This window comes from Lacticaseibacillus camelliae DSM 22697 = JCM 13995 (assembly GCF_001311195.1).
GTDB classification, from domain to species: Bacteria; Bacillota; Bacilli; order Lactobacillales; family Lactobacillaceae; genus Lacticaseibacillus; species Lacticaseibacillus camelliae.
Map to the genome: position 1 here is coordinate 1 of NZ_BBAJ01000068.1, position 12,022 is coordinate 12,022.

General features: G+C 55.2%; 7 protein-coding genes and 1 pseudogene. All 8 read left to right on the forward strand.

The genetic code is table 11. The annotated features are described in order from the left end of the window. A pseudogene (locus JCM13995_RS14975) lies at window positions 1-927 on the forward strand (nicotinate phosphoribosyltransferase); the annotation flags it as partial. Between the two features lie 680 nt (window positions 928-1,607). Beyond that, window positions 1,608-2,471 (forward strand): Cof-type HAD-IIB family hydrolase, encoded by an 864-nt coding sequence (locus tag JCM13995_RS10610; RefSeq protein WP_054665444.1) that lies wholly within the window; start codon window positions 1,608-1,610, stop codon window positions 2,469-2,471. Between the two features lie 118 nt (window positions 2,472-2,589). After that, on the forward strand, window positions 2,590-3,753 hold the full coding sequence (nagA, locus tag JCM13995_RS10615) for an N-acetylglucosamine-6-phosphate deacetylase (RefSeq protein ID WP_054665453.1): 1,164 nt from the start codon (window positions 2,590-2,592) through the stop codon (window positions 3,751-3,753). 144 nt (window positions 3,754-3,897) lie between these two features. Beyond that, window positions 3,898-5,025, forward strand: coding sequence for a TPM domain-containing protein (locus JCM13995_RS10620; RefSeq protein ID WP_054665455.1), 1,128 nt, complete (start codon window positions 3,898-3,900; stop codon window positions 5,023-5,025). Further along, window positions 4,977-5,231: a hypothetical protein gene (locus JCM13995_RS10625; protein WP_054665457.1), complete on the forward strand. Its 255-nt coding sequence runs from the start codon at window positions 4,977-4,979 to the stop codon at window positions 5,229-5,231. The genes JCM13995_RS10620 and JCM13995_RS10625 overlap by 49 nt, the downstream gene beginning before the upstream one ends. Before the next feature lie 412 nt (window positions 5,232-5,643). Next, window positions 5,644-6,372: an MBG domain-containing protein gene (locus JCM13995_RS16235; protein WP_054665459.1), complete on the forward strand. Its 729-nt coding sequence runs from the start codon at window positions 5,644-5,646 to the stop codon at window positions 6,370-6,372. A gap of 2,528 nt (window positions 6,373-8,900) precedes the next feature. After that, window positions 8,901-10,034, forward strand: a complete 1,134-nt coding sequence (locus JCM13995_RS18200; RefSeq protein WP_225350854.1) for a mucin-binding protein — start codon at window positions 8,901-8,903, stop codon at window positions 10,032-10,034. Between the two features lie 33 nt (window positions 10,035-10,067). Then, window positions 10,068-12,022, forward strand: a 1,955-nt coding sequence (locus tag JCM13995_RS10640; RefSeq protein WP_439645219.1) for a mucin-binding protein, incomplete at its 3' end; no start/stop codon positions are given.

Consider the following 12,022-nt stretch of genomic DNA (forward strand, 5'->3'; position numbering starts at 1 on the left):
TTACGGCACGCGTGCGGCCATCATCGGCGGCGCGGGCTCGACCTCGAACGTGCTGGCGGCCAAAATGTTTGGCATTCCGGCCGCCGGCACCATGGCCCACAGCTGGTCGAGGCCTATCCGAGCGAACTTGACGCTTTTCGCGCCTGGGCCAAGCACTACCCGGACAATGCGGCACTGCTCGTTGACACTTACGACGTGCTGAACTCCGGCGTGCCGAACGCCATCAGCGTGTTTAAGGAACTGCGGGCGGCGGGGCACAAGCCGGTCGGCATCCGCATTGACTCCGGCGACATCGCGCGGCTGGCCAAGGCGGCCCGGCGCATGCTTGACGCAGCCGGCTTCCAGGACGTGAAGATCACCGCCAGCAACGCGCTCGACGAAAACGTCATCCCGGCGCTTTTGGCCCAAGGCGCGCCGCTGGACAACTTCGGCATCGGGGAAAAAATGATCACCAGCTCGTCCTCGCCGGTCCTGTCCGGTGTCTACAAGCTGGCGGCCACCCGCACCAACGGCGTCCTGAAGCCGAAGATCAAGGTTTCCGCGTCGATTGAAAAAACCACGCTGCCAGGCATCAAGCAGACCTACCGCTTGTACACGCCGGGCACCCACGAGGCGTTTGCCGACGTCATCGCGCTGGCGGACGAACAGCTGGAAGCGCCGCTGGCCGTGGTCAACAGCAACCCGCTGCTCACTTCCAAGCGAATCGTGCTGAAGGAATTTGACGCTGAACCGCTGGCGGCGCCGGTGCCGCTGGATCAGCCGGCGCCAAGCGACGTGTTTGAAATTCAGCGCTACGCCAAGGGCAAGCTCAGCGAGCTGCCGATCGAAACCCAGCGCCTGGTCAACCCGGACACCTACACCGTCTACGTGACCCAGAAGCTGGCCGACCTTCAGCAGCAGCTGGTGGATGAAGCCAAGCAAGACTAAGTTTTCGATGAGCCGCAAGCCGCTTTGCTTGCGGTTTTGTTTTGCGCCAAAAAAGCCGCCAGTTGGGGGACTGGCGGCAAAAGATTTGGGGATGAGTCTCACTTTGGGGGAATGAGATTCAAATAGGAGGATTAAGTATGAAGATTGGGGTATGGGATAGAAGCAAGTTTGCCTTGTTTCTATGGTGTTAATATTACCGGGCATCTGTGAAGAATCGGTGATGGAGATTGGCAGGCTTTGTAATGATTTGTCGAGTTTTTGGGCAAAAGAAAGCCGCCGGTTGGGGGCCGACGGCTAATTGGGGTAGGGATGGCAACGTGCTTTGGGGGAGCACGCTGCCGAATTTTACTTTGGAGGAGTAAAAATGAAAAAGTAGGGTTTGGATAGGAACGAGTTGTTCGCTCGCTTCTATGTTGTTCATACTAATATCGGAATGTGAAGAAAATGTGACGAAAAAGTTAGGAATAATTTGTTTTGGTCAATTCAATCTTTAATGACAAAAAAAACAAGCCAGCGGTGTTAGAGGCACCGCCGGCGAAGGGCGAAACAGGTTGGAGGCTTGTTTCTACATTTATTAATATACCGGGAAAATGCGTAGAAAATGTGACCAAGTCTTAGCCTTTTTTCAGCTGACCGTGCGGTACAATAATGGTAATACGAAGAGATGAGGGGCTGGTTGCATGTATAAGATGATCGTGAGCGATTTGGACGAAAGCCTGTTGCGGGACGACGGGTCGGTGTCGCCGAGGGACATCGAGACGATCCACAGGCTGCGCGATGAGGGCGTGAAGTTCGTGCCCAACACCGGCCGAGGATTTGCGTCCGTCCAGCCGCTGCTTGCGACCATCGGCACTAAGGGCCTGGCCGGTCAGTACGTGATTTCGTACAACGGCGGCGCGATCGTCGAAAACAAGGACAACCGCATCCTCGTGGAGCACACGCTGGATTTTGACATTGCCGACCAAATTTACCGCATGGCGGTGGCGGAAGGCGACCTGTGCACGCATGTGTACACCTTTCATCACGTCTACGTGGCCAACATCAACGAGCCCGAGCGCGACTACTTGGAAAACCGCGGCGTGGACTTCCAGCAGTTCTCGGCGCCGGACCTCAGCCAGTTCAAAGACCAGCCCATCGCTAAGGTGATCTTCCAGCACCTGGACTTCGGCGTGCGGCGCCGCTTCTACGAAAAGGTCGAAGACACCATCAAGGCCCCTTTGACCGTGACCTATTCGTCCAATCGCTACGTCGAGTTCAACCCCGACGCGATCGACAAGGGCAAGGCGGCCATCGCGCTCGGTGAGCAGATCGGCATCAACAAGGATGAGATCATCGCGCTGGGCGACAACTCCAACGATCTGAGCATGCTCCAGCAGGTCGGCTTGGGCGTGGCCGTAGCCAATGGCATTCCGGCAGTCAAGCACGCGGCCGGCTGGTGCTGGACGCGACGAACAACGATGACCCCATTACGGAGTTGTACGAAAAAGTCTTCAAGCAGGCCTGAGCTTGGACTGGGCAAAACTGAATGCAAGATGATAAGCTGAGTGCGGCGGGATGCCGGGCTCGGCTTTTTACGTGTTTTTGGCCTAGACCACTACCGCGAACCGTGCTACACTGGTGATTGGAAATAACCCTCAACATCAAACCTAAGGAGATCACGCAATGAGCTACTACATTCATGCTGCAAAGTTTTTCCTGAAGAACAACACCGAGATCGGCGGCTGGCTGGAAGTCACGGCTGACGGCAAGTTCGGCGAGTACATCCCGAGCTACGGCCACAAGCCGGCCGGTGAGATCAAGGATTACGGCGAGCAGTGGATCGCGCCGGGCCTGGTCGACACCCATATTCACGGCCTGCTGGGCCACGACGTCATGGACAATGACTGGAACGGTCTTGAGGAAATGTCCGAGGGCCTGCTGCGCACTGGTGTCACCTCTTGGCTGCCGACGACTTTGACCGGCTCCTTTGACCAGTTGAATGATGTCTGCAAGACCATCGGCGACCACGCCGGCGAGGAGAAGGGTGCCAAGATCAAGGGGATTCATTTTGAAGGCCCGTTCTTCACTGAGGAGCACAAGGGCGCGCAGAACCCGAAGTACTTCCGCGACCCGTCCATCGACGAGTACGATAAGTGGCAGCAAAGCGCCAAGGGCCTGCTGCAGAAAATGTCCCTGGCCGCTGAGCGCGACAACGCCGTGCCGTTCATCCGCCACATGGCCGGCGACGACGGCAAAGTCGTTGCCTTGGGCCACAGCAGCGCGACCTTCGAACAGGCCAAGGCCTGCATCGAAGCCGGGGCAAGCATGTTCTGCCACACCTTCAACGCGATGAGCGGGTTGGCTCACCGCGCGCCTGGGATGGTCGGCGCCGCGATGTACCTGAAGAACGTCGACGACGAGCTGATCGCCGATGGGCACCACGTTCGGCCGGAAGTCGTTTCCGTGCTGGTCCGCGAAAAGACGGCCGAGCACATTGCCTTGGTCACCGACTGCATGTCCGCCGGTCTCCAGCCAGATGGCGACTACATGCTGGGTGAGTTCCCAGTCGTTGTGGCCAATGGGACCGCGCGGCTGAAGGACGACACCCACAACCTGGCAGGTTCCATCCTGCAGCTCAAGGACGCGGTCAAGAACGTTGTTGATTGGAACGTTGCCACACCTGAAGAAGCAGTCAACATGGGTGCTTATGTCCCAGCTAAGTCCGCCAAGATCGACAAGACCTGTGGCAGTATCCTGCCGGGCCGCGATGCCGATTTCCTGGTCCTGAACCCGGATATGAGCCTTGCCGAGACCTACCTGAACGGGGAGTCGCGTTACCAGGCGTAATCCTCGCGTGTGATCAGTGCCTACCTGAGAAGGTGGGCATTTTTTCGGCCTAAAGTTGGTGGCCGCCCGTGATCTGCCGCAGTAGACTGTAGTTATCAACGGAGGATATCATCATGAAAAAAATGGGGACTTTGGCTCAGTCTGGTGCTGGGCCTAGCACTGATGCTGGGGATCGGGCACCCGGTGCAGGCGGCGGGGCTGACTGACAAGCAGATTCAGCAGACGCAGGAGTGGTACCGCGATCCGCAAGGGGTCATTGGTGCGCACACGCAGCAGGCTTTGTACACCGCGAACTACCGCGCTTTTCAGAAGATCAAGGGCAAGCCGCAGATCGCGGTCATCGTCACGTCGGGCAAGGACGAGGACGACTTGCAGGACTACGCCAACGAGCAGTTCAAAAAGTACGGCTTTGGCCACGCCGACTGGGACAACGGATTGCTGCTCACCATCGAGCCCAAGGAGCACCACTACTGGCTGGAGGTTGGCTACGGCCTTGAGCCGGTGGTCCCGGACGGCTCGGCCGATGAAATCGTGACGGCTCACGTGAAAAATCAGCTGCGCGCTGACCAGTACGACCAAGCCATTGCGGCCATTGTCAACAACACCGTTCGCCGCGTCCAGCGGCACCAAAGCGCCATTTACACCCCGGCCGATATTGGCCGGCACCAGGCGCACGAGCGGCTGCAGAATGCCATCACCGTCGCCATCGTCTGGGCGTGCGTTTTGATGATGGTGGGCATGGCGGCGCGGTTCTTCCTGCTGCGCAACTGGATTGGCCGGACGCTGGCCGGTCAGCCGGACACTTTTCCCATCCTGCAGCAGCTGCACGAAGCCGGCATCGTCATCGACCCGAACAAGGTGCCTGGTGGGGGCTGGCAATTGTTTAGCCGGCAGATGGCCTTGACCGCCGCCTTCGCAAAGCTGATCCGCCGTGATTACATTAAGTGGCTGGCGGCCGCGCCGCAGCTCGGGCCGCTGCCGTATTACTACTACAAGGTGCAAGACGACCGCATGACTGACGACAAGTGGCCGGCAGCTGAGCTGGCCACCGCGTCCAGTCTGGCTACAGTACTGACTGACGAGACTGAACGGCCAGGGCGACTGCCGGCGCTTACGACGATTAAGGGCACACCGACGCTGAGCAGCGTAAGGTTGGGGCTTACCAGGACCGCTTCGAAAAGTGGATCCGTTTCAGCGACGCGAAGCCCGAAGAGGCCAGTCACGTGTGGCAGGAATTCTTTGCCCATGTCACGCCCGAGGATGCCTCACTGAGCGATGACAAACTGACCAAACTCTGGTCTGTCATCTTAAAGCATCAGCGCGACCCAGAAATCGAGCAGACCGGCGTGTCCGGCATGCCGGTGTGGGTGACTGCCAATTACGTCCATGCCAGCGCACCAACTTCCAGTGGTGGCGGCTTTGGCGCCGGCGGCGGTGGTGGTGCCTCCGGTGGCGGGGGCTTTGGCGGCAGCTGGTGATGATGTGAACCGCTCCTCTGACGAGAGGAACGGTTCTTTTTATTATTCGGCTTAAAATTCTCTCCTAATTGGCCCCAGCAGTACTGTTTTTTTGTCACTCAAAAGCGGGGGGTTGTCTCCTAGCTATAATCTGGATCAGGTGTGACCCCAAGTGTACAAAACCCGACACATGGGGATTAAAACAGAAAGTCAACTTTTGTAAAGAATCTTTGTCAAATTATTTAATTCGCTTTTTCTAATCTAGACAGCGCTAACACGGCTGCTGCGACTAGAGGAAAAACAATCTCCACGCTATATGCTTGTTGGCGAATACTGTTCTAAACTGCGCTTTTAAGTGGAAAATGCGTTATCATATATCGTGTATAAGGATGTTTCTTGTAGCTTAATTCAAATTGATAAGGAGTAATCAATCATGGAGGATAAGCATTTGTTAAAGCGGTTATCTGCCGACATGACCGAAGAGAAACGGCATTACAAGCTGTACAAGGATGGTAAGCAATGGGCACTTGCTGGGATTTCCTTGCTGTTTGCCGGTACCGTGATGATGACCAAGCCGGCCGCCGTGCACGCGGACGTAGCCAAGCCAACGATTCAAGCGTCGGCGCTGACGATCGCCACCGTTCAGAGTAAAACTGCAGCCAGTCAGAACGGGGACACTTATGATGTCCAGCTTGCGGCCGGCGTGAAGGCACCAACGTGGGTGGCTGGCGACTTCACCTGTGTCCCGGTTGCGGGTCAGACTGATCAGTACACGGTCACGCTGAGCGCACAAGGACTGGCGGCACTGCAAGCGGCTAATCCAGCAATGACCATTACGGCAAATCAGATCACTGCAGGGACGCTGACGATTGCTGCGCCATCTCAGACGCAACCGGACGCAGCGTCAGCAGCCGCGGTCCAACCTGCCAAGCGACTGCAGCGCAGCCGCCAGTGGCCCAAACTGCCAAGACAGCTACAGTGCAGCCGCCAGTGGCCAAAACTGCCTCTGCTGAGACCCCGAAGGCGACACCAGCGACGCAGTCAGATCAGCCACAGTCTGAGCAGACCACGAACCTCGGTGATGCCACACCAGCCGAAGTCGATGCCGCTAAAACCAAGACCGCCGAGGCATATCAAACCAATAATGTGCCGCAGAAGGTGACGGCTACCGCGGGGGTCGCAGCAACCAATGCTTCTGCAAAGGTCACTTTGTCATCTCCCAAGGTCGGTTATGGCTCAGGTCTGAGTAAGCTAACCATTACATACACGATGACGGATGCTGAAGCCGGCGATGATTTCACCATTACCCTGCCGGCTAATTCTTCTGTGCTTGCCTTTCAAGGCTATAACTCACTGGCGGCAGCGGTTGGGACAACGACCAAGGCGCCAAATGCTGACGGTACGCAGACGGTGACTAATCATTTCACGATGTCCGTGCCAGGGACGACTGTCCAAACGCTGACTTATGTTCTGAATCCTAACGGGCTCGGACAAGCCAGCCCCATTAGTGACGTCGGGACCTCCATCGTCAAAGTCAGCTACGCAATCGATGGCGTGGACCAAGGCAGTCAAAACCTTGAAGTGACAGTTAACCCGACAGCACGGGTCAAAGCACCGACGCGGACAGATCCGACCACGAACCCGGTCAAGGCAGTGCTGCCAAGCACCCAATACGTTTATACTTTCGCAGTCAATGAAAATACTGGCGTTCGGGATGACATCGATGCTTCGGCTGCGGTGAACTCTGCGGTCAACTATGGGACGACAATTACCATTCCTGTGCCAGCGGGGTTCACGCTTGACGAGGCGGCCACGGCGGCATTGAATCAGGTCACGCTAAACTCTGGTGATACCACCACCATTACTCAGCCAGGTGGGACTGGTAAGGATATCATCATTACGGTTCCCAAGGGCAAGGGCGCCCAGAACTGGAACAATGTGCCTGGATACAAATTGGTCGGGCAGTTCGACACAACGCAGCAAGCCACGGATCAAACCTTGACTGCCGCTGGACCGGCCGTTGTGACTCAGAAAACTGACGACAACGGCACGACCAAGACCTTCACGGCTGATGCCGCTTGGACGGAAACCATTCTTGGCACAGACAGCACGCCAACGGTGGCAACCGCGGTCAGCTCTTTTGGCAATAACTCACACGCGGAGAAGCAGCTAGTTCTAGATAGTGATCCGACCAATGACCCGTCAGTTCTGGACAGCTTTACTTTCAACTATCAATCGCCGTCAGCGACAACTGATGCCAAAATCACGTTAGATATTCCTGACGGGCTTGATGCGACGTCTGTCTCAGTCCCAGTTTCCGGGAATGCTAAACATCGTTACTTACCAGGCACGACAGAATATGCGTACACGATGACATTGGCAGACGGCACGACGGAGACTGGTACCGTTGCGGCTGGCGGCACCGTAAAGCCACAAGCAGCAAGCGCAATTCGGTCGATTGTCTTTACCCCGAATATCCTGGTACCTGGGGCATCATCCGATGGCAAGTATTCCGATGGCAGCTTTCAAGTCTATGGCACATTAGCCTCAAAGTATGATGATGGCAGCTCAGTTCAAAATGGGGATGTGCTGACCAGCAAGATTACGCTGGCTGCACCAGGCACCGCAGATTTCGCAGTCTCACAAGTTGATCAAAAGGTGTCAACGCCAGTTTCGTCTGCCAAGATATATCCGTATTTTCCTAGCTCCAAGCCTGGCGATGTCGGCATGCAGTTTGATATATATGGTAGTAATGGTAATTTTGGGCAGACCACCAACAAAATATTCGAACCCATTATTTACTATGTTTTACCTAGTGCGACTGCAGTTGAGAGTATCACTGGGACTCAAGACGCAAAGGTTACCCAATCCTTAGCCCCCGACGGCCGAGTGATTGTGACAATCGATTACACCGGTACTGGCGAGTCGGTCGACCTTGGCGTCGCTACCACGAGTAATAATGTGGTGAACGTGCGGAATAATGCGGACGCACTGCCTGGTACTTATCCATACGCGGCATACATCTACTCACCAAATACCGCGTTGATGCAAACGACCCCTGTACCAGATCCGGCCTTGGCCGGCGGTCACGCGGATGCGGTCGTGATGGGTATTAGCAACGGAAATGGCAAATTGACCATTGACCAAGCAACAACGACCTACGAAAGTACCTTGGCGCAAGGCGATGACATTGTGCCAGTTAGCCATGCCACAGCCGACAAGAGTTCCACTTCTCAGTTGAAATTCTTCACGAACCTGGTCAACACCAATGAGGCGCTAAGCGATCTGACCGTTGTGACAAACATTCCAACCATTGGCGATGCAAGTGGGTCACAGTATACCTTTAACCTGACTGGGGCGATTACGGTTCCGAAAGACTTTACCACGAGTGACGGCCAGGTCCACCCGCTGACGGCGACTGTGCTCTACGCTACGCAGCCTGCTACGCTGACTGCTGGCAGCACCTCCGTAGATTTAACTGGGTATGTGCCTGCTGAACAGGTCACTGATTGGTCCAAGATTCGTTCCGTAATCGTGAAGATTCCCAACATGCCTTCAAAGGCGGCAACAGGGCGGTTTATTTTCAATGGCACGATTCCCGATTTGATTGATCAGGGTGGTCGGACCGGCTATCTTGCTAGTGGTTTCTATATGCCTAAAGCAAAGCTGTCCATTCAGAAAACTGATCAAATGGCCTCTTTGGCAATCACTGGGACCTCAACGATTCACGCGCGTGCGCACTATGTGGATGACGCGGGTCATGACCAATTCGTCGATTTCACTGATTTGGATAAGACGCTGAATGACAACGTGGACAAGCTGACTAATGACTATCCGAAGACCCAAGATAAATTATCGGCGGATGATCAGGCTGCGATTCCGGATGGTTATGCGCTGATTCCAGAATCAGTTCACATTGTCGACAGTAGTAAAGCAGACGGCACGCTCGCATTTGGCGACACAGTCACCAATAAAGACGATGGTGATTTTGTCCAGTATGAATTAATTCGGACCGCAAGTTTGAATGTGACCTACGTCGACGATGATGACCCAAGTGGCACAGTGCCTTTACCTGAAGGCACAAAAACGACAATCGACGGTGATGAGGGTGATTCCGGGACCTACACCGTGATTGTGCCAGAAAATTATGAACTAGCGGAAGGTCAGGGCGCGACGGTCAACTACAACCTGACCACTGATGACAGCGATGATTTCACGGTTCATCTGGTACATAAGAAAACGACTGTCTTCGTGACGACAACCACGACCACGACCTACACTGGGGCCCCGGCGGCAATTCTACCGCCTGATAAGGTCACACCGATTTCTTGGCAGAAGGTCACGGACCTCGTCACGAAAACGACGTCGTATATTCCTGTCGAAAAAGCAACGATCACTGTGCCAACACCGGAACTCGCCGGGTACAAGCCTGACAAAGACCAGACGACTTATACGCCAGTCGCCAGCGCAACGGCCCCAGTGGATGACACTAAGACCGTCACCTACACGTCTCAGGCCGCTAGTTTGACGGTCACCTACATTGATGATGTGACCAATAAGCCAATCCCAACTAGCGAGGACACCGTTTCTGGCCTTGTCGGAGACCCTGGAAATTATACGGTCAAAGTACCGAAGGGTTACGTTTTGTCAAACGGCCAGACCGGCACCGTTGGGTATACGTTGAAGGCTGACGACACTGACAATTTCACCGTTCATCTCACTCACGGGATTAGCCACGAGGCAATTCCGACAACGCGCCATATTATCTATCAGTTCGCGGATAAGAGTGCCGCGGCTGAGCCGAAGAATCAAACGGTATTCTAGTACACCAGCACTGATGAAGTCACTGGTGCCACCATTGCCACGGCGCAATCTGGTTACGCGGCTGTTACCAGTCCAACGATTGCAGGCTACACGCCTGATCAAATAAATGTGCCTGCGGTCAAGCTGGGCACTGGCACGAAGGGCGAGCTGAAAAACGTTCGGGTCGTCGTGACCTACCATCCAGCCGCTGCGACATTGACGGTTACTTACGTTGATGACGTGACTGGTCAAACAGTCACAACCGCTCAGGTCGATGGTAAGACTGGAGACACCGGTGATTACACCGTCAAGGTTCCTGAAGGTGGCTATGTTCTGGCTAAAAACCAGGCGGCAACCGTCCACTATACCCTGACGCCTGATGATACGGATAACTTTACTGTCCATCTCACTCACGGGATTAGCCACGAAGTAATTCCGACGACGCGCCAGATCACCTATCAGTTTGCTGATGGTGGTATAGCTGCCCAGCCGAAGACCCAAACCGTTTTCTGGAACATCAGCACTGACGATGTGACTGGCAGCACGCTGGCTACGGCGCAATCCGACTACGACGCAGTCACAAGCCCAACCGTTGCAGGCTACACACCTGATCAAACGGTGATTCCAGCGGTCGCAATTAGCACCGGGACCAAGGCTGACCTTAAAAACACCAAAGTTGTCGTAACCTATCAGCCTGACATGCAGCAAATTCATGTTCAGTACGTTGATGATGACAACAACGAAGCGCAGGTCGGCACCAGCGGCACGTTGGCCGGTCGCACCGGCACCAGCACGAACTGGGCGGCAACCGTCCCGGCAGGTTACACCTTAGCACCAGGTCAGGCGGCAACCGGTTCGTATACCTTCAAAGCAACAGATAATCCGGATGTTACGATTCACTTGGTTCACGCCAAGAAGACTGCGACAGTCACAACGACTTACACAGTCAACTACGCCGGCCTGCCAAGTTCATTGCTGCCAAACTCAGTGGCTCACTCTGTTGATTGGACCGCAACGACTGATGAAGCAACGGGCAAAACGAGCTACGTTCCAGCTGCCAACATCGTTGCAGGTGTTAACTCGCCTTCGATTCCAGGCTATACGCCTGACCAGACTGAGACACCGACGATTGCCTTAACGACCATGACGCAGACACCAACGGATGTGACCACCACGGTGACCTACCATCCAGCTTCTGCGACCCTGAAGGTGACCTACGTCGATGACGTGACCGGCGAAACGGTTACCACGGATCACGTGAATGGTGTCACCGGCGGTACCGGTGATTACCAGGTCAACGTGCCAGCAGGCGGCTATGTATTGGCCAAGAACCAAGCATCTACCCTTACTTACACGCTGACTCCTGATGAGACGGATGATTTGATTGTTCATATCACACACAACGTTACCCATACCACAGCGACGACGACGCGGACGATTACGTATGTTGTCGGTGGTGATTCTGAGAAGACACCGGCGCCAAAGACGCAGCGTGTGACATGGAACATTGTGACCGACCAAGTCATGGGCATCTCGGTGGCCACCCCACAAGGTGGTTACGCCGAAGTGATTTCACCAGAAATTCCTGGTTACACACCCGACGTCGCTGTGGTCACGCAACAAGGGCTCGGCGCGCAGGCAATCAAGAACGTTTCGGATCTTAAAAATGATCAGGTCACTGTCACCTACAGCACAACAGCCGACGAGTTACAGGTCACTTACGTGGTGCACGGTGAGTTCGGTGCCCCAGATCAGGTCATTAAGACCGAAATGCTGACTGGTAAAGTCGGTGATAAGAGCACATACACACCGGTCGTGCCGACAGGCTACGAAGCGGCAAACTTCACTCCCGGGCTGCCGATTCATTACACATTAACGCCATGGGCCGATGGCATCACGTTGTACCTGTATCAGGACTATGGCAGTGGCACACCGGGTGGTGACAAGAACCCAGGTGGCGGCACTAATCCGGGTGGTGACAAGAACCCAGGTGGCGGTACTAATCCGGG

Excerpts from the sequence above, each read along its gene's own strand:
- JCM13995_RS10610 (WP_054665444.1), top strand. The coding sequence starts at position 1,608 with ATGTATAAGATGATCGTGAGCGATTTGGACGAAAGCCTGTTGCGGGAC.
- nagA (WP_054665453.1), top strand. The coding sequence starts at position 2,590 with ATGAGCTACTACATTCATGCTGCAAAGTTTTTCCTGAAGAACAACACC.
- JCM13995_RS16235 (WP_054665459.1), top strand. The coding sequence starts at position 5,644 with ATGGAGGATAAGCATTTGTTAAAGCGGTTATCTGCCGACATGACCGAA.
- JCM13995_RS18200 (WP_225350854.1), top strand. The coding sequence starts at position 8,901 with ATGGCCTCTTTGGCAATCACTGGGACCTCAACGATTCACGCGCGTGCG.